This is a genomic window from Paraburkholderia sp. BCC1885 (genome assembly GCF_900996235.1).
Taxonomy (GTDB): Bacteria; Pseudomonadota; Gammaproteobacteria; order Burkholderiales; family Burkholderiaceae; genus Paraburkholderia.
In genome coordinates, this window is sequence record NZ_CAAJGM010000088.1 from 37,750 (window position 1) to 54,319 (window position 16,570).

A 16,570-nucleotide genomic window follows, 5' to 3' on the forward strand; every position below is an offset into this window, starting at 1 on the left:
GTGAACGGCAGATTTTGCTGGATTTTACGGGGAGGCAATGCGCCGTGAGTAGCTATTGCCGTCTTTGATGAGGGACTGACGCACGTTTGCCAGACCGGCAATTCGGCTGCCGGATTTTTCCCTGTGCAGTATCCTCGTTGGATTGTTCACCCCAGTCGGAGCCTTAACGATGCGCTATAACCAGCTAGGCCGTACCGGCCTGTTTGTTTCTGAACTCTGTCTCGGCACCATGACTTTCGGCGGCACCGAAGGCATGTGGCGGCAAATCGGCGATCTGCAGCAGGCCGATGCCGAGCGTCTGGTCGGACGCTCGCTCGATGCCGGCATCAACTTCATCGATACCGCCGATGTCTACTCGAATGGTTTATCCGAACAGATCACCGGTCTCGCGCTGAAGAACCTCAAGGTGCCGCGCGACCAGGTGGTGGTGGCCACCAAGGTGTTCGGCGCGACGGCGGACTCCGCGAATACGCGTGGCGCCTCGCGCTATCACATCATGGACGGCGTCAAGGCCAGCCTCAAACGGCTGCAACTCGATCACATCGATCTGTACCAGATTCACGGTTTCGATCCCGCCACGCCGATCGAAGAGACCATGCGGGCGCTCAACACACTCGTGCAGCATGGCCATGTCCGCTACGTCGGGGTGTCGAACTGGGCGGCGTGGCAAATCGTCAAGGCGCTCGGCATCTCCGAGCGCCTCGGCCTCGCGCGCTTCGAAACGCTGCAGGCGTATTACACGCTGGCGGGCCGCGATCTCGAACGCGAGCTGGTGCCGATGCTGCACAGCGAAGGGCTCGGGCTGATAGTGTGGAGTCCGCTCGCGGGCGGTCTGCTAAGCGGCAAGTATGGCCGCGAGCAGCAGGGCGAGGATGGCAGCCGCCGCAACACCTTCGACTTCCCGCCGGTGAATCGCGAACGTGCCTACGACTGTATCGATGCGATGCGCGGCATCGCCGAGGCGAAAGGCGTGTCGGTGGCGCAGATCGCGCTGGCGTGGCTGCTGCATCAGCGCGCGGTGACGACGGTGATCGTCGGCGCGAAGAAAGTGGAACAGCTCGACGACAATATCGCCGCCACCAAGGTGGAACTGAACGCGGACGAACTGGCGAAGCTGAATGCGGTCAGCACGCTGCCTTCGGAGTACCCGGGCTGGATGCTCGAACGTCAGGGCGAGCCGCGCCGGGCGCAATTGCAGCAGAGCGAGCGTCGTTCGGTGAAGTAAGGTGAGGGCGTCTGTTTCAGGCGAAGGCGCGGGCGGCATTAAAGGCATTGGCAGGCCGCCGCCGCTCGCGTCGCTCTGAATCGAGAGGGTGCCGTTCGTCTAGGTCTTCACGAACCAGCGCTGTTCGACGAGGCGAATCAGCCCGCACACCATCAACGCGCAAACCGTCCCGAGCGTCACCTGGCCGAGGCGTTCCAGCGCGACTTCCCACGGCGGTCCCATGCGCGGCACCAGCAACATGATCGTCGCGGTGATGCCGCCAAGACGCGCCGCGCTGCCGATATTCCCGACCCAGCAGAAGACGATCGCCGCCGCGACCGTCAACATATAAGCAATGAAATGACCGCCGCCCAATACCGCGCCGGCGAGTCCGCACACGCCGCCGACCATGGCGCCGATAAACTGATCGAGCGACAGCTTGCGCGTGTCGACATAGCTGTGCTGGCTCACGGCGATCGCGGTGATGGCGGACCAGAACGGCTGCTCGGCGTGCAGATGATTGGCGAGCGTAAACGCGATGCTGGCGCCCGCCACCGCCTGCAACGCCATGACGCAGCCTTCGACCAGACGGTCGGGCAGCGGCAACGATTTCAAAAACGCGAACAGCGAATTCGCGTCGCGCATCCGTTCGATGCGGCGCGCGTGGGAAGAGTCCGTCATGGTGTCTTTTATCAGGGTGTTCTGGCGCGGTTGCGCCGAAGCCAACCGCCTATTCTAGCGACTCGCGCGCAGGCACGGCATGCGATTAGCTTGCGCTCAAGGCGTTTCATGGTTGCCCGCTACGCCCCCGGTGGTACCAGTTCATCAAGGGCGTCGCCGATACGCCGTGCACGAACACCGAGGCGGTCACGACCGCCAGTGTGAGCGGCAGCAAGGGCAGGACCGCGGCCGTCGGGCCGTGCTCCAGTGCATAGGCGAGGTAGTAAAACGAGCCGATACCACGGATGCCGAACCAGCTCATCAGGCGGCGTTGCGCGTGCGAGGCGCGCGAGCCGAGCAACGATAGTTCGACCGCAGCCGGCCGGATGACCACGAATAGCGCGACGATCAGCGCGGCGCTCGACCAGGTAAAAAACGGCACGCGCAGATTGGCGAGCACGTTGCCGATCATCGCCATGATGGCGACTTCGGCGATCCGCTCCAGTTCGATGGTGAAACCCAGCACCGACTCGGTCATATATGCATGAGCCTTGTCGGGGTCCGCGGCGGTCGCTACGACGTCCTCGGAGTCGACGCTGCCGATCGTGCTGCGCGGCGAGCGCTCGCCGCTTGCCTGGTGCTCGACGCGGCGCATGGCGACGCCCGCTGCAAACACCGCGAGAAATCCATAGGTATGCGCCAGTTGCGCGCAGCCGAACGACAGCTCGATGAGTCCCAGCGCGAAGAAGCCTTCGAGGCCGAGCGCCTGCGCATGATGCGTGCGCAGCCAGGTGACCGCGTGCGTGGTGGCCCAGCCCAGCAGGCCGCCGATAGCGACCGCGCCCACGATGCCCCACAGCGTGCCGCCGGCAAATTGCCACGTCAGGCCCATATCCGTGGAACCGGGCGAGTTGGCGCACAGCGTGAGCCCCAGCAGCGCGAACGGCAGCGCGATGCCGTCGTTCAGGCCGCCTTCGCCGGAGAGCGCGAAACGCAGCACGTCGCGGTCGCCGGGGTCGTGCACCTGGACGTCGTGCGCGAGGACGGGGTCGGTGGGCGCCAGAATCGCGGCGAGCAGCAGGGCGGGTCCCCACGCCAGCCCGAGAACGTACACGCCGAACGGCGCCAACAGCCCGATCGTCACCAGCATGGCCGGCACGCCGAGCCGCAGAGGCAGCCACCATAGCGCGTCGAACACCGGCACGCGCAGGCGCAGGCCGATGGTGAACAGCGATACCAGCAAGGCGATCTCGGTGACGACCCGCAGCAAATGCGCATCGGCGATCAGATCCAGATGCAGCAGCCGCGCCCCGATGGGGCCGAGTGCGAAGCCGATCGCCAGATAGAACATGGCGGCGCTGATGGGCAGCCGCCGAAAGGTGGTTGCAGCAATGCCCATAAAGACGAGCAGGCTGCCGACAATCAGGAACCAGAGAGTTTCGGTATCGGGCATGAGCCGGGTGGGGGCCTATAGGTTCGTCGGCGGGCCGGGCTGCCTGCTGATCCGCCCATCTTGACGGGTTCGGCAGACAGGCGCCCGCTTTTTTTAAGGCGAGCGACCGAAGGCGATGCGCAATTTGCGCTTGGCCTGCTCCAGCGTGGCGCGGCGGGTTTTCGGCAGATTGCGGCCGGCGCGGTTGATATAGAAATTGAGCATCGACATCGCGGACTGAAACGGTGTGCCCTTGCGGCGCTTGCTGTGCGTCGAAGACTGCTTCAGCGACTGCGCGATGGAATCCGCGCTGCCGGTCTTGAAGATATCGGCTTCGAGGTCCATTGCGTCGCTGGTTTCCATCACCTGATGCGACCAGCGTTGGGTCTTGCCCGCGCCGCTTTTGCCGCCGCTTTTACCGCCGCCGGTTTTGGCGGCGCGGCTCGCGTGAGCCTGGGCATGGCGCTGGCGCGGCGGGCGGCCCGACTTCGCGCGGGCGGCGGGGTGCTTCGGTTTTCGGGTTGTCATGGCTCGCCTCCTGTTTGTTGCGGTGCTTGCAGTGAAATGGTCCCGTCGTTACAGCCGTCGTCATAGCTTGACGCCGCCTGCTTCGGGCGCGTCCGAGCTGCCCGGAGGAATCGCGCGCACGCCGAGATCGTCGCGGCCCCAGTACGGCTCGCTGCCGTAGTATTGATGAACCGAGGTGGCCCAGGTCTGGTCGGCCATCGACGGCCAGTGGTCCTTGTCGAAGCCGGGCGCGTTCTTGATGCGCTCCGAGGTCATGGCGAGCTGGAAGCACTTGCGCTCGGTATCGAGCGTCAGCGCGTGCCAGGGAATCGCCAGCAGCTTGTCGCCGATGCCGAGGAAACCGCCGCTCGACAGCACCGCGTAGGCGATCCGCCCCGAGCGCACGTCGAGCATGATGTCCTTGACCTTGCCGACGTCGTCGCCGTCGCTGCTCAGCACTTTGTTGCCGTCAAGGGTGGCGGCCGCCATCACGTCCGGTCCCGGACCCTCAGCCGTCTGGCTGCCCTTGCCGACGATCTTCGCGCCGGCGCCCGTCTGATTGACTGTGTTCATGATGTGCCTCCCTGTAAATCGGCGAATGGTGCTTACGGCACAGCAATGGGCGTTCCTTCAGGATGGGGCGGGTTATGGATGGAAATTGGGGGGCGATGGAAGTGGCAGGCCGCCGACTGTCCGCCGTCGATCTCCGCCGCGCGCGAGCCGGCGCGGCCGGTGGGCGACTTAACCCGTCAAAAGCGCGCGTAAAAAGCGGCCGCGCAATTGCAATTGTTGCGCGCCGTCCTTAACACAGCAGTGGCGCGAGGGCGTCCCAAGCCCGCAACAACGCTCCGGCGGGCCGGCTGGGGCGGCGACTTATTCAATCGCCTGCGAATTCGGCCCAATTCTTGCTGCAACTGCACCCGGCAGTGATATCCCACCAACTCTCAGCATCTTTACCGGAATCAGCATGACCGCGGAACGACTCCACTCGCGCGCACCTTCCCGCCACAGCGCCACGGGCCGTGACGGCGATTCCCAGCCGCAGGCGACTGGCCCGTTCGCGGAGCGCGAATCAGCCTTGGCCCGAGCCTCGGCCCGCGAGTCAGGCACGTCTTCGGGGGCGTTGTCGGGTACATCGCAAGCGGCGGCGCAGCAGATCAGCGGCACGCAGATACTGATCGCGCTGCTGCTTGCGCCGCTGGCGTGGCTCGCCCAGGTGGCGATTGCGGAAATGGTGCTCGGCGACGCTTGCCCAGTGGGCGGGCCGGTGTTCGTCGTGCATTCGATCGCGTGGACGCCGGCCACGGTGGCCGTCGCCAGCGTGTTTTGCCTGCTGTTCGGCGGCGTGGGCGCCTATGTGGCCTGGCGCAATCTGCGGCGCACGGCAGACATTCCCTGGCGCTTTCCGTCGGCGCTGCGCGGCACGCGCGCCGAGCGCGACTGGTTCGTGGCGCGAATCTGCGCCATGTCCAGCACCATGTTCATGCTCGGCCTCGTCGGCACGGATGTCGCCATGCTGCTGATCGCACCTTGCAGCCCGTGGTGACTGTCCTGATGTATGACGCCAACCGCGTGACCGAACCGGGCGACCCAACCGCATGACCCAACCGCACCAAGCCACGCCGGCCCGTAACGGGCCGCTCGTGCTACGGCCGCGCGGCGACCTCGTCGAGATGCAGCAGTAAGTCGGCCGGGTCTTCATAGACGCGCAGCGCGCCGGCGCGTTCGAGTTCATCCTGGCCATAACCGCCGGATAGCAGGCCCACGCCCAAGGCGCGGCAGCGTTGCGCGGCGAGCATGTCCCAGATGCTGTCACCCACCACGACGCTCTGCTCGATTGGTGCACCCAGCCGATGAGCGGCGGCAATGAACAGGTCGGGATCGGGCTTCGCATACTTCACATCGTCGCGTGTCACGACAATCGCCTTCTCCGGATCGACGCCAAGCGCGGCCAGATTCACCGCGGCGGTTTCCATCCGGCCGCTGGTGGCGATCGCCCAGCGGGTGCCGCTTGCGGTCAGCGCGGCGAGCAGTTCGCGGGCGCCGGGCAAGGGCCGCACCTGGCTGCCCAGACTGCGATACGCCTGAGCGTGCGCCTGCCGCAACTGTTCGATACGTTCGGCGCTCAGCTCGCTCTGGGTTTCGCGCAGCAACTGATGAGTGAACAGCCCGCCGCTCATGCCGATCTTGCGATGGATGCGCCACACCGACAATTCGATGCCTGCCTGATCGAGCGCCTGTTTCCAGGCCAGGACGTGCTGATACACGCTGTCGACGAGTGTGCCGTCGAGGTCGAAAAGAAAGGCCGTTTCAATGCGCATGATGTTTCCTCCGGGAAGGGATGGACAGGCCAGGGAGCCGGCGAGGGGGGAATCAAACCCTAGGTATGGTGCACCTAATAGCGCGTTTCGGGGGCGACCGTTGAGGCGTCCTTTTGCACGTCCTCGTTTTACATCCCTCTCTGCCCGCTTTGCCTCGGTCCGGTGTGAGCGGAACTGCGCACACGCGTCGTGCGCGCCGCGCCCGTTGCGCCGGAGGATTTTCTTCTGGCGCGCGATTTGGTCAGGAGTGCTGTGAGTTTTTCGTCGGCAACCGCCTGCGTTGCCGTTGCGCTGCCATTCGCGCCTGCGGCGCGCGAACGCGAAGGCTGTCCACGTTTGCGGGCATCGTTGGCCGCTTGCCGCGCCGCCTGTTTCGCGGTGCTGGCAAGCAGGCTGGCGAATGCCGCTTCATCGACCCGTAGGCCGCGCCTTGGTCTGCAATCGGCAAGGCCTTGCAACTCGTCGGCCTCGAATGCGGCAATCACCGCAGGATGGATATAGCAACGCCGGCATACGGCAGGGGTATTGCGCAGCAGCGCGGCCACTTCCTTGACCGTCGCGACGAGCTGCCGGCGCGCCTCTGCCGCGCTTTCGCACAGCAGCCGCCGCAAGGCAGCGAACGCGTACACGCTGCCGGCCCAGGTTCGATAATCCTTGGCGGTGAAATCGGCGTCGCTGGCGCGCTTCAGGTAGTCGTTGATATCGGCGGAGCCGACCGTGTGGCGCGTGCCGTCGTCGTCGAGATACTGGAACAGGTCGTGTCCCGGCAATTCCGCGCAGCGCAGCACGATGCGCTTGACGCGCGCGTCGTCGATGGTCACGTCGTGTTCGACGCCGCTTTTACCGCGAAAGCGGAAGCGCACTTTACCCGCTTCGACCTTCAGATGTTTTTTGCGCAGCGTGGTGAGTCCATACGACTGGTTCTCGCGTGCATATTCGACGCTGCCCACCCGGATGAGCGTCGAGTCGAGCAACTGCACCACGGCCGCGATCACCTTATCGCAAGGCATGCCCGGCAGTTTCAGATCGCGTGCTACACGGGCGCGGATTTTCGGCAAGGCGCGGCCGAAGGCGGCGAGGCGCTCGAATTTGTCGGCGTCGCGCGTATCGCGCCAGAGCGGGTGATAGCGGTATTGCTTGCGCCCGCGCGCGTCGCGGCCGGTTGCCTGCAGGTGACCGCGCGAGTCAGGGCAGATCCACACATCTTCGTAAGCAGGCGGAATGGCGAGGGCGTTGATGCGGGCGATCTCGTCGGCGTCGTCGATGCGCGCGCCCTTCACGTCGAAATAGGCGAAGCCGTCCTTGAGTTTCTTGCGCGTGAAGCCGGGACGCGTCTCGTCGGCGTGACGCAAGCCGCCTGGCATCGTGGCATGCGGCGCCGCAGATGCTTCGGTGGCTGAGGGGGAGCGGGCGGTTCGTGGCGAGGCGGTCATGGTTTTACGTGTAATGAGTACCGGTCGAATGATGTAAAGGATGCGTGGAGCGGTCGCCATTGCGCTCGCGTTGTTTTCGCGGTTGCTCTCGCGGAAATATTCGCGCAATGGCTTTTTGCGCGCCGCCGCGCACATCCAGATGCCTAAGCTCGACAAGCAAGCTCAATACCCGACTCAATACCCTACGTCTTGCGGCCTTGCCGGGCGCTAACTCGTGCTCCTTCCCGGCGCCGTGGGACAGAACCGGCGACACCGCGACTCAGCCGCGTTTCGTTCCCCCGGAACACTCCTTGCGGCACTCGATGGCAGATGTCGAAACCCATGGAGGTCGAAATGAGCAGCACATTGAATACGGATGACGAACCGCAACACCAGGTCCGCGAAACCGCCGGCACGACCGGCGCATTAGGCCCGAGCGACTCGTCGGATAGCGGCAGCGATACCGCCGGCGCGCGCCGTCACACCTTCGACGTCGACTCCGAACTCGACAATCACGCGCTCGAAACCGGCGATGCCGAGCTGGACAGCGACACGGACCGCCACGGCACCGGCGAGCGCGCCTCGGCCGACGGCGACGCCAATCTGGCCGCCGACGCGGACATCGAACCCGACCGCGTCATCGATCCGTTCGCGCCCGATGACGAGCCGGGCCCCGGGAACACCTGACGCGACACAGGCATATGTCTTGCTCGATAGCTCGTTAAATGGAGCGAACACGAAGTCGAGACGATGCCCCGCATGGCATCGATTGAATCCACTTTCACGCTCGTAAAGGAGAAATACACATGGCCAACTCACTTCAAGGCTGCAAGGTAGCGGTTCTCGCAATGGACGGTTTCGAACAGGCCGAGCTGGATGAGCCGAAACGCGCGCTCGCCGAAGCCGGCGCGACGGTCCACGTCATCTCGGCGAAGCCCGGCACGATTCAGGGCTTCAAGCGCGTCGACAAAGGCAATGCCGTGGCGGTTGACTCGACCTTCGACAAGGCCACCGCCGCCGAATACGACGCGGTCGTCCTGCCGGGCGGCGTGGTAAACGGCGACGCGATTCGCCTGTTGCCGCAGGCGCAGGCCTTCGTCAAGGAAGCCAATCGCGCTCACAAGCCGATTGCGGTGATCTGTCACGGCACTTGGCTGCCGGTGTCGGCCGGCATCATCAAGGGTCGCACGGTAACGAGCTGGCCGAGTCTGCAGGACGACATTCGCAATGCCGGCGGCACGTGGGTCGATCAGGAAGTGGTGGAAGACGATAACTTCATCACCAGCCGCAAGCCCGACGATTTGCCGGCCTTCAATAAAACCTTGATCGCGCAACTCGCCAGGCGTAAGGCGGCGTGAGCGCGTGTTCGGCGCAATTGGGTGCAATTCGGCCCGACAGAGGACGGACGTAAGGGCTGCTGCTTGTGTGCGGCTCGCCGCATACGGGCAGCACCCGCAGCAGGACGTCCAGCATGACGATTAACCAGGGAGAAAGTGCATGAGATTCCGGTATTCCGTACAAGCCATGACTGCCGCGCAGGGACGCGATGCCGTGTTGCTCGCCGGAGACGCGCTTGCCATGAGGAAGCCGGGCGATGTGCACGCCGAGACAACCAGGACGGCTCGATCATGAACGCGATTCTGCCGCGCCCGGCTTATGAGGACGCCACCATGCGCATCACTTTTCCTGACGATGAACCGGACTTCAATGGTTCGAGCCTGACCGTGCAGTTCACGGCGCAGGTCGACGGCGAGCCGGTGGTCTGCGCGATCACGGCCGAGGCGCTGGAGGATCATTTCGGCGCGCCTTCGGCACTCGAAGACGTGTTGCTCAAGGCATTCGAGCAGGGCCGCGGCCGGATCCGTTCGGTTTGCGCGGAAGAGCTGGACCGCAGCGACGGCGAAGGCGTCGTGCTGCACAGCGGATTGTTCCGGGTCGAAGGCATGGAGCCGGGACACCGCTAGCCGTGGACATGGATGTGTCCGCAACCATTTTTCGCGATGAAAGGAGGTCTTATGTCACTGATCGTCGCAGCGCGTTTTACGACGTTCCCGACGGCTGAAGCTGCCGCGCAGCGTCTTTTCAACAGCGGTTTCGCCGATGAGGACGTGACGCTGTTCTTCGTCAACCCAACCGGGCAGCACGCGCGTTATCCGATCGGCGGCGATACCGCCACGGACGCCGGCTCCATTCACGCGCCCAAGGGAGCAGGCAAGGGCGTGACGATCGGCGCGGTGGTGGGCGCGGCCATCGGCGTCGGCATTTTTACGGTGTTTTCGGCGCCGGTATTGGTGTCGGTGATCGCGGCGGGGGTGGGGGCGTATATCGGCTCACTGGTCGGCGCCATGTCGCATACGCGGATGGGCGGCAAGCTGGGCCGGCGCGCCGAGCCGGATGAGGGCGCGACGCGCGACTCGGGCGTGTTGCTGGCGGTGCACGTCACGCAGGCCAGCCAGTACGACGCGGGCCGCATTTTGCGCGACGCCGGCGGCATGGCCGTCGAACGCGCGACGGGTCGCTGGCAACAAGGGCGCTGGGCCGATTTCGACCCGACCCGTCCGCCTGAAACCATTCCTGAACTTAACGAGAAGCACGCTTAAGCAAGCGGGCGGCTGTTTTTCAGAGGGCGACCGGTTTGTCCACGGATCGCCCTTAATCTAAGTATCAAAAGCTGCGGCGGCCCGAATCTGCGGCCGCCGCACGTCTGATTTCAATTGACCTGCAAGCCAGCCTGAAGCCCGCTTGAAGCCCCATTCTCACACCCAGATGCGCAGGGCTGCTTGGCGCGGCTGAGCGCCGCCGCCATCCACCGGCCGTTCACCGCGCACGGCCGCGCAGGATGCCGGGGCGAGGCCGTCGTGTTTCGCGCCGCAAGACATCGTCTGCACGGCATCATGGGGAGCAGTGGTCCTTAGTACATATTCGCGGACCTGCATCACTGCAGCCGACGTGACAATCGCCACCGCCAGCAAAAACTCGGCTCTCCTGATCTTCTTCATGATGGACTCCCTTGTCGACGTTGCATGCCCATTACTTTTCGATTTGGATGCGAGAGGCCGTCAATCGAGACGTTCGCACCGAGGTGGGCAGGACTAATACAGCAACATCTGTGCCATTCGTGGGAATCCCATGCGCAAGCGCGTGGAGGCGCGTGGCGGGCCGGTCTGCGCGGATTTTTGCCGGTGGCGCATGACCGCCGCAACCGCAAACATTTACTTTGGCCGGGTAAGTTCGGCTAATGAGCCTGGCCAGTTTTAGCCAATGCGTTTACCGACGAGGTGCCAAATGCCGGCGCGCTGGAGTAGTACCGTCCGACATTCGACGCCTGCATTCAACGCCGGCATTTGGCGACATGGCAGCCAACGGCAGCGGCGCCTCGCGGATGCAAACCCAGGCATGCGGCATGCGGGTTAAGAGGAGAGTCGCTGCTACCGGCAGTGGCCTCCATGAACTATGAAACCCCGGAGGAATGAAATGTCTACTAACGTGACGAGCGTTTTGAACGATCTGGTCGAAACATCGAAGGACGGTGAGCGTGGTTTTCGCAAGGCAGCCGAAGACGCGCATGACACGCAACTCAAGTCGCTGTTCATGTCGCGGGCAGAAGATTGCTCGCGCGGCGCGCGCGAGTTGCAGGACGTCGTCCAGAATCTGGGCGGCAAGCCGGAAACCGGCGGCACGGTAAGCGGCGCGCTGCATCGGGGCTGGACCGACGTGAAGTCGGCGGTGGCCGGCCGCACGGATTACGCGATTCTCGAAGACTGTGAAAAGGGCGAGGATGTCGCCAAGAAGCGCTATCACGACGCGCTCGAGAAGGAATTGCCGGCTGACGTGCGTATTGTCGTCGAGAAGCAGTTCCAGGGCGTGCTGCAAAACCATGATCGCATCCGCGATCTGCGCGATCAGTTCAAGGCCGCGCGTAGCTAACGCGCGTCACCAAGTGACCGACTGAGTTTTCCGCACTACGCCGTATTGCGCCGCGCCGCTTTGATCCGGGCGCGGCGCGCTTGCGTTGTGCTTACCGTTGGACGCTTGGGTTGGGATGGCGTCAAGGACGCAAAACGTTAAGAACGCAAAACATTAAGGACCCCAAACGCAAAAGGCCGCCCGCAATACGCGAACGGCCTCCTGTTTTACGGCATGCTTGCAAGCGGCAGAGCGGGCATCGACCTAAGGCCGATGCCGCGCATCCGCCAAATGCTTAGTCCGCCACCACCTTCAGGCGGTTCTTGACGCTTTGCACGCCGCTGACGTTTTGCGTCACTTCTGCGGCGGCAGCCTTGTCGTCCGAGCTCGGCACCGTGCCCGTCAGCCACACCACGCCGTTGCGGGTCTTCACGTGAATATGCGTCGACTTGACGTTGCTCGCGCTCAGCAGGTCAGCCTTGACCTTGGTGGTGATCGTGCCGTCGTCAACGTGCTGGCCGACGGTTTCCGAAGATGCCGACGGCGCGGAGCTATTGGTTTGAGCGGTAGCGTTAAGGGCGAAAACGACGCACGCAATACCGCCGGCTGCCTTGATAAGTTGGAGGGTCTTCATATTTTGCTCCTTCGTGTTGTTGATAAGAGATGCGGTCTTGTTACCAGGGCGGTCGATCGCGACAGAAGCCCGTCGCCGATGACACGCGTGGGATCGTTGCCGCTACGGTTCCGTCTGGCCCGTTATCGACACTGGATAAAAGTCGTCCGCTTGAGTCCTGCTGACGCATGAACCGTTCGTCTGACCTTTACCCGTCCACACGACAGCATTCGCAAAGAGTGTTCCCGGGCTGGCAAAAGTGCGCCGCGCCCTCGGCAAGACGTGCTGTTGAGCGTCAAGGCGAGCGCCGCATCGCCCCGGCTGCATAGGCCGCAGCCCGTTGCGGCGGGGCTTCGCCGGCTGGTCCGGTTTTTTCCGCCTTCCTGCAAACATTTTTCCGGTGGATTGTAAAAGTAGCGGCGCGAATCGCCGTCAGAGGACGCATCTGGACCCCGCGAAAGAGACAAAGCCGAGAAAAAACAGCGGTTTGCGAGAGCTGGTACGACAGTTGCTCTACATGGGCCACACGATGTTTTCGAACTGTTTATAGGACCTGACTACAATGCCGCCTTCAATTGAACTACGCACAAGGCAGTCGCTTGCACTGACACCGCGCTTGCAGCAGTCGGTGAGGCTATTGCAGTTATCGTCCCTCGAGTTTCAGCAGGAATTGCGGACTGCGCTCGACACGAACCCTTTCCTCGAATACGACGCCACCGATACCGAAGACGTTGCGCTCGCCACTTCTTCGACGGGCGGCGACGGCATGGAAGCCGCGGCCGGTGAAACCGTCACGGCAGGCGAACCCGACGCGATGATGGACACGGCGGTAGCCGACTCGCGCGAAAGCACCTCCCAGGACGATTCGTCCGGCGACTACGCCAACGATTCGAACGACTACGCCAGCGAGTATTCCGGCGATTCGTTCAGCCGCAGCTCATCGCGCCAGAACAGCGACTCCGAAGGCAGCGACCCGGCCGACTGGGCTCGTTCGCAGCCCACGCTGCGCGAGCAGTTGCACGACGCCTTGCGTCTCTATCGGCTCGACGAGCGCGACCGTGAAGTGGCGCGCTTCGTCATCGAAGCACTCGACGACGATGGTTATCTGCGTCAGGACCTCGCTGATCTCGCCGCGATCGTCGAAATCGAACCGGCCTTGACCGAAGACGAACTGCTGGTGGCGCTGCGCCTCGTACAGGCACTCGACCGGCCCGGCGTCGGCGCCCGCACGCTGTCCGAATGCCTGACGCTGCAATTGCAGGCTCTGCCCGAGGACGTGCCGTGCCGCGACGTCGCGCTGCAAATCACCGAACATCATCTTGAACGCCTCGCGCGCCGCGAGCAGGCCGAACTGCAAAAGCAGATCGGTTGCTCGGCGGAAGATCTGCGGGTGGCCTGTGCTCTTGTACGCAAGCTCGATCCGAAGCCCGGCAATTTTTATGGCCGCACGGAAGACAACTACGTGGTGCCGGATGTAATCGTGCGCCAGGTTCGCAACAAGTGGACCGTCAATATCAACCCGGCGGTCCAGCCGCGCGCGCGTATCCATCGCATGTATGCCGAACTGTTTGCGCAGTCGGCCGGTGCGAGCCGTTCGCCGCTTGCGCAGCAACTGCAGGAAGCGCGCTGGCTGATCCGCAACGCGCAGCAGCGCTTCGACACCATCCAGCGCGTGGCCGAATGCATCGTCGCGCATCAGAAGGCCTTCTTTCAGTACGGCGAGATCGCCCTCAAGCCGATGGTGTTGCGTGATGTGGCCGAGGAACTCGGTCTGCACGAATCCACCATCTCGCGCGCCACGGGCAACAAGTACATGGCCACGCCGCGCGGCATTTTCGAATTCAAGCATTTCTTCCCGCGCGAACTGGGCACGGAAAGCGGCGGCACCTGTTCGGCCGCGGCAGTGCGCGCGCTGCTCAAGGAAATGATTGCCGCCGAAAACACCAGCGATCCGCTCTCCGATGTGTCGCTCGCGCGCATGCTGGCCGAGCAGGGCGTGCTGGTCGCGCGGCGCACGGTGGCGAAGTACCGGCATCTGATGAAGGTGCCGCCGGCTGAATTGCGCCGGCAGATTTAAGGTTTAAAGCGGTTCAAGCGGTTCAAGCGGACCGATCGGACGGGCGGCATAGGCCGCCCGTTTTCATTTTTGCACACGCGCGATGATGATGCCTACTGCATGGCTTGACCCGCTGCGTCATCCGCCGCCCGCTAGCCAGGGTGGACGTTTTGCCCGCTCCCCATTACATTGATGGCCGACGCCCGATCGGGGCGTCCAATGGTCAATGTCGAGAACATCGTGTGCCGGCCGGGTCGGCACATGGCAATGGCGGAGCAGAACAATGGGCGTCGTCCCATCCGTCTGCGCCGCGAGGAGTGCGGGGATGAAGTATTCGAGTCTGGTCGAGCGCCTGCAGGGCAAGCGCACGTCCGCGTGGGAAATTCACCATGCCGCGCAGCAGGCGCTGGCAAGAGGTGAGGATGTGATCGTGCTGAGCGTGGGCGATCCCGACTTCGCGACGCCCGAGGGCATCGTCGAGCGGGCAGTCGACGCCTTGCGCGCCGGCGACACCCATTACACCACCGTGGTCGGGCGCGAGCCCCTGCGCGCCGCGATTGCCCGCGAACATACGCGCAGCACCGGCCGCGCGACCGGCGTCGAAAACGTGATGCTGTGCGCGGGCGCACAAAACGGCATCTTCGCGACCTCGCTGTGCCTGTGCGAAGCGGGCGACGAAGTCATCGTGCCGGAGCCGTTGTACCTGACCTATGAAGCCTGCGTGCGCGCCTCGGGCGCGACGCTGGTGCCTGTGCCGGTCGATCCGGCGCGCGGCTTCCATCTGGATTGCGATGCGCTCGAAGCGGCCATCACGCCGCGCACCAAGGCGATTTTCTTTGCTACACCGTGCAACCCGACCGGCGTGGTGATGCCGCGTGCCGATCTGGAGCGCATCGCCCAACTGGCTCGCCAGCACGACCTGTGGGTGCTGTCCGACGAGGTCTACGCCGACCTGACGTTCGAACGCGAGCACGTCAGCATTGCCTCGCTCGAAGGCATGGCGGAGCGCACCGTGACGGTCGCCAGTCTGTCGAAGTCGCATGCCATGGCGGGCTGGCGCGTGGGCTGGGCCATCGGACCGGCGGAACTGATCGGCCATCTCGGCCGGCTTGCGCTGTGCATGCTGTACGGACTGCCGGGCTTCATCCAGGAAGCGGCGCTCGTCGCGTTCGAGCAGAAGGCGCAGATCGTGGCGGAGATGCGCGAGGTCTACCGGCGCCGCCGCGACGTCGTGTATGAGCGGCTGAGCCAGGTGAAGGGGCTGCGCTGTCTGTTGCCTGAAGCGGGCATGTTCATGATGGTCGACGTGAGCGGATGCGGCCTCGATACCGTGGATTTCACGTGGCAGCTATTTCGAGCGCAAGGGGTGTCGTTGCTCGACGCCAGTGCCTTCGGCGAGACGGCCGCCGGTTTCGTGCGGCTCGGCTTCGTGGTCGACGAAGCGCGGCTGGCGCAAGCCTGCGAGCGGATTGCGGCGTTCGTCGCCAGCCTGCAGGTGCGCAAGCCCGCTTCCGCCTTGAACAACGTCTCATGACGTGATTTTGACGGGGCGTAATGCCGCGACGCTCTTGATACGACGTTTACATCGGGCGGGCAGCTTTTTGCTCGCCCGATATACCGTTCCCGGTACTGTTCATCGCACGCGAATAACCAGCGGGCGATATGCAGAACAGCCGGATAAAGCAGCAACGGGGTAACCGCGCCAGATGGGGCGCGCGGTTGATGAGCATGGCGCCTGGCATGCTGGCGCTGTCGTTCGCGAGCACCATGCAGGCGGCCGAAGCGCCGGCCATTGCGCCCATCGCCGTCGTCACGGCCAGCCAGCCTGGCAGCGCGGGTGGCAACGGTATCGGCAACGGTATCGGCAACGGTATCGGCAACGGTATCGGCAATGGTATCGGCAATAGCGATGGTGTCGGCAACCCGCCGGCGTTAGTCGAAATCGCCGCCATCCTGTCGGGCCAGTTCCGCATCGCGCACGCGGAATCGACCGCCATTGCGCATGCGGTCCTCGATGCCGCGAATCGCTTTGCGATGTCGCCGGTGTTGCTGCTGGGCATAATCGCCACCGAATCCGGCTTCAACCGGCGCGCCGTCAGTTCCGCCGGTGCGAAAGGATTGATGCAGGTGCTGCCGTCGGCGCATCCGCAACTGGTGTCGGGCGGCAAGGACCTGTCCGATCCGCTTGTCAACGTGACCATCGGCTCGTCGATTCTGCGCGGCTATCTCGACGCGGCGGGCGGCGACGTCAACTCGGCATTGTCGCGCTACAGCGGCGGCGGCAAAGGCTATGCGCGACGCGTCGCGCTTCAGATGCAGCAATTCTCCGCGCGCCTGCACGCGCAGCCGGATGCATTCGTCAAGGTCGCGCTGGTCGAGCCGCGCTGAAGCGCAGCGGCGTCGATTGTCCAGTTGCCGCACATTGCATATCCGGTCGCGACGGTTCAACTCCGGCCGTC

At 64.1% G+C, this 16,570-nt stretch carries 18 protein-coding genes; 10 read left to right on the forward strand and 8 right to left on the reverse strand.

Annotated elements, in window-relative coordinates:
* The first annotated feature begins 169 nt into the window (after positions 1–169).
* Positions 170–1,225, forward strand: a complete 1,056-nt coding sequence (locus tag FQ755_RS07040; protein WP_144152519.1) for an aldo/keto reductase — start codon at positions 170–172, stop codon at positions 1,223–1,225.
* A gap of 99 nt (positions 1,226–1,324) precedes the next feature.
* Here FQ755_RS07040 and FQ755_RS07045 read toward each other — a convergent pair whose 3' ends face one another.
* The 4 genes from FQ755_RS07045 to FQ755_RS07060 all read right to left on the reverse strand — a co-directional run bounded on the left by FQ755_RS07045 (position 1,325) and on the right by FQ755_RS07060 (position 4,376).
* The gene (locus FQ755_RS07045; protein ID WP_144152521.1) at positions 1,325–1,885 is read right to left on the reverse strand and encodes an FUSC family protein; all 561 of its coding nucleotides are present in this window, start codon (positions 1,883–1,885) and stop codon (positions 1,325–1,327) included.
* Between the two features lie 106 nt (positions 1,886–1,991).
* Entirely contained in the window at positions 1,992–3,317 is a 1,326-nt protein-coding gene (locus FQ755_RS07050) for a cation:proton antiporter (protein ID WP_144152523.1), read from the reverse strand.
* A gap of 93 nt (positions 3,318–3,410) precedes the next feature.
* Positions 3,411–3,824 carry a DUF3175 domain-containing protein gene (locus tag FQ755_RS07055; RefSeq protein ID WP_144152525.1) on the reverse strand — a complete coding sequence of 138 codons (414 nt, stop codon included), beginning with the start codon at positions 3,822–3,824 and terminating at the stop codon, positions 3,411–3,413.
* Between the two features lie 60 nt (positions 3,825–3,884).
* Positions 3,885–4,376: a PRC-barrel domain-containing protein gene (locus FQ755_RS07060; RefSeq protein WP_144152527.1), complete on the reverse strand. Its 492-nt coding sequence runs from the start codon at positions 4,374–4,376 to the stop codon at positions 3,885–3,887.
* Between the two features lie 394 nt (positions 4,377–4,770).
* Between FQ755_RS07060 and FQ755_RS07065 the strand changes: the two genes are divergently transcribed.
* On the forward strand, positions 4,771–5,349 hold the full coding sequence (locus tag FQ755_RS07065) for a hypothetical protein (RefSeq protein ID WP_144152529.1): 579 nt from the start codon (positions 4,771–4,773) through the stop codon (positions 5,347–5,349).
* A 100-nt stretch (positions 5,350–5,449) separates the two neighbouring features.
* On the opposite strand, the gene FQ755_RS07070 is transcribed toward FQ755_RS07065, so the two are convergent.
* Entirely contained in the window at positions 5,450–6,124 is a 675-nt protein-coding gene (locus FQ755_RS07070) for an HAD family hydrolase (RefSeq protein ID WP_144152531.1), read from the reverse strand.
* Between the two features lie 128 nt (positions 6,125–6,252).
* Positions 6,253–7,557, reverse strand: coding sequence for a DNA topoisomerase IB (locus tag FQ755_RS07075; protein ID WP_144152706.1), 1,305 nt, complete (start codon positions 7,555–7,557; stop codon positions 6,253–6,255).
* A 333-nt stretch (positions 7,558–7,890) separates the two neighbouring features.
* Here FQ755_RS07075 and FQ755_RS37205 point away from each other — a divergent pair, with 333 nt between their 5' ends.
* The 4 genes from FQ755_RS37205 to FQ755_RS07090 all read left to right on the forward strand — a co-directional run bounded on the left by FQ755_RS37205 (position 7,891) and on the right by FQ755_RS07090 (position 10,136).
* Positions 7,891–8,223: a chemotaxis protein gene (locus FQ755_RS37205; RefSeq protein ID WP_186308438.1), complete on the forward strand. Its 333-nt coding sequence runs from the start codon at positions 7,891–7,893 to the stop codon at positions 8,221–8,223.
* A gap of 119 nt (positions 8,224–8,342) precedes the next feature.
* The gene (locus FQ755_RS07080; protein WP_144152533.1) at positions 8,343–8,894 is read left to right on the forward strand and encodes a type 1 glutamine amidotransferase domain-containing protein; all 552 of its coding nucleotides are present in this window, start codon (positions 8,343–8,345) and stop codon (positions 8,892–8,894) included.
* Between the two features lie 270 nt (positions 8,895–9,164).
* Positions 9,165–9,500 carry a DUF1488 domain-containing protein gene (locus FQ755_RS07085; protein WP_144152535.1) on the forward strand — a complete coding sequence of 112 codons (336 nt, stop codon included), beginning with the start codon at positions 9,165–9,167 and terminating at the stop codon, positions 9,498–9,500.
* Positions 9,501–9,551: 51 nt separating this feature from the next.
* Positions 9,552–10,136: a glycine zipper domain-containing protein gene (locus FQ755_RS07090; RefSeq protein ID WP_144152537.1), complete on the forward strand. Its 585-nt coding sequence runs from the start codon at positions 9,552–9,554 to the stop codon at positions 10,134–10,136.
* 156 nt (positions 10,137–10,292) lie between these two features.
* On the opposite strand, the gene FQ755_RS07095 is transcribed toward FQ755_RS07090, so the two are convergent.
* Positions 10,293–10,535, reverse strand: coding sequence for a hypothetical protein (locus FQ755_RS07095; protein ID WP_144152539.1), 243 nt, complete (start codon positions 10,533–10,535; stop codon positions 10,293–10,295).
* Positions 10,536–11,010: 475 nt separating this feature from the next.
* On the opposite strand from FQ755_RS07095, the gene FQ755_RS07100 reads away from it, so the two are divergent.
* On the forward strand, positions 11,011–11,463 hold the full coding sequence (locus FQ755_RS07100; protein WP_144152541.1) for a PA2169 family four-helix-bundle protein: 453 nt from the start codon (positions 11,011–11,013) through the stop codon (positions 11,461–11,463).
* Positions 11,464–11,737: 274 nt separating this feature from the next.
* Here the strand turns inward: FQ755_RS07100 and FQ755_RS07105 are convergent, their stop codons facing one another.
* Complete coding sequence (locus FQ755_RS07105) at positions 11,738–12,076, reverse strand: BON domain-containing protein (RefSeq protein WP_144152543.1); 339 nt, start codon at positions 12,074–12,076, stop codon at positions 11,738–11,740.
* Positions 12,077–12,617: 541 nt separating this feature from the next.
* On the opposite strand from FQ755_RS07105, the gene FQ755_RS07110 reads away from it, so the two are divergent.
* The 3 genes from FQ755_RS07110 (at position 12,618) to FQ755_RS07120 (ending at position 16,499) form a co-directional block, all read left to right on the forward strand.
* Positions 12,618–14,132, forward strand: coding sequence for an RNA polymerase factor sigma-54 (locus FQ755_RS07110; RefSeq protein WP_144152545.1), 1,515 nt, complete (start codon positions 12,618–12,620; stop codon positions 14,130–14,132).
* A 304-nt stretch (positions 14,133–14,436) separates the two neighbouring features.
* Entirely contained in the window at positions 14,437–15,645 is a 1,209-nt protein-coding gene (locus FQ755_RS07115; protein ID WP_144152547.1) for a pyridoxal phosphate-dependent aminotransferase, read from the forward strand.
* A 188-nt stretch (positions 15,646–15,833) separates the two neighbouring features.
* Positions 15,834–16,499 carry a lytic transglycosylase domain-containing protein gene (locus FQ755_RS07120; protein ID WP_260858374.1) on the forward strand — a complete coding sequence of 222 codons (666 nt, stop codon included), beginning with the start codon at positions 15,834–15,836 and terminating at the stop codon, positions 16,497–16,499.
* Positions 16,500–16,570: the final 71 nt, after the last annotated feature.

What these genes read in the sequence shown, in the direction of transcription:
- FQ755_RS07040 (WP_144152519.1), top strand. Translation starts at nt 170, where the DNA reads ATGCGCTATAACCAGCTAGGCCGTACCGGCCTGTTTGTTTCTGAACTC.
- FQ755_RS07045 (WP_144152521.1), bottom strand. Translation starts at nt 1,885, where the DNA reads ATGACGGACTCTTCCCACGCGCGCCGCATCGAACGGATGCGCGACGCG.
- FQ755_RS07050 (WP_144152523.1), bottom strand. Translation starts at nt 3,317, where the DNA reads ATGCCCGATACCGAAACTCTCTGGTTCCTGATTGTCGGCAGCCTGCTC.
- FQ755_RS07055 (WP_144152525.1), bottom strand. Translation starts at nt 3,824, where the DNA reads ATGACAACCCGAAAACCGAAGCACCCCGCCGCCCGCGCGAAGTCGGGC.
- FQ755_RS07060 (WP_144152527.1), bottom strand. Translation starts at nt 4,376, where the DNA reads ATGAACACAGTCAATCAGACGGGCGCCGGCGCGAAGATCGTCGGCAAG.
- FQ755_RS07065 (WP_144152529.1), top strand. Translation starts at nt 4,771, where the DNA reads ATGACCGCGGAACGACTCCACTCGCGCGCACCTTCCCGCCACAGCGCC.
- FQ755_RS07070 (WP_144152531.1), bottom strand. Translation starts at nt 6,124, where the DNA reads ATGCGCATTGAAACGGCCTTTCTTTTCGACCTCGACGGCACACTCGTC.
- FQ755_RS07075 (WP_144152706.1), bottom strand. Translation starts at nt 7,557, where the DNA reads ATGACCGCCTCGCCACGAACCGCCCGCTCCCCCTCAGCCACCGAAGCA.
- FQ755_RS37205 (WP_186308438.1), top strand. Translation starts at nt 7,891, where the DNA reads ATGAGCAGCACATTGAATACGGATGACGAACCGCAACACCAGGTCCGC.
- FQ755_RS07080 (WP_144152533.1), top strand. Translation starts at nt 8,343, where the DNA reads ATGGCCAACTCACTTCAAGGCTGCAAGGTAGCGGTTCTCGCAATGGAC.
- FQ755_RS07085 (WP_144152535.1), top strand. Translation starts at nt 9,165, where the DNA reads ATGAACGCGATTCTGCCGCGCCCGGCTTATGAGGACGCCACCATGCGC.
- FQ755_RS07090 (WP_144152537.1), top strand. Translation starts at nt 9,552, where the DNA reads ATGTCACTGATCGTCGCAGCGCGTTTTACGACGTTCCCGACGGCTGAA.
- FQ755_RS07095 (WP_144152539.1), bottom strand. Translation starts at nt 10,535, where the DNA reads ATGAAGAAGATCAGGAGAGCCGAGTTTTTGCTGGCGGTGGCGATTGTC.
- FQ755_RS07100 (WP_144152541.1), top strand. Translation starts at nt 11,011, where the DNA reads ATGTCTACTAACGTGACGAGCGTTTTGAACGATCTGGTCGAAACATCG.
- FQ755_RS07105 (WP_144152543.1), bottom strand. Translation starts at nt 12,076, where the DNA reads ATGAAGACCCTCCAACTTATCAAGGCAGCCGGCGGTATTGCGTGCGTC.
- FQ755_RS07110 (WP_144152545.1), top strand. Translation starts at nt 12,618, where the DNA reads ATGCCGCCTTCAATTGAACTACGCACAAGGCAGTCGCTTGCACTGACA.
- FQ755_RS07115 (WP_144152547.1), top strand. Translation starts at nt 14,437, where the DNA reads ATGAAGTATTCGAGTCTGGTCGAGCGCCTGCAGGGCAAGCGCACGTCC.
- FQ755_RS07120 (WP_260858374.1), top strand. Translation starts at nt 15,834, where the DNA reads ATGAGCATGGCGCCTGGCATGCTGGCGCTGTCGTTCGCGAGCACCATG.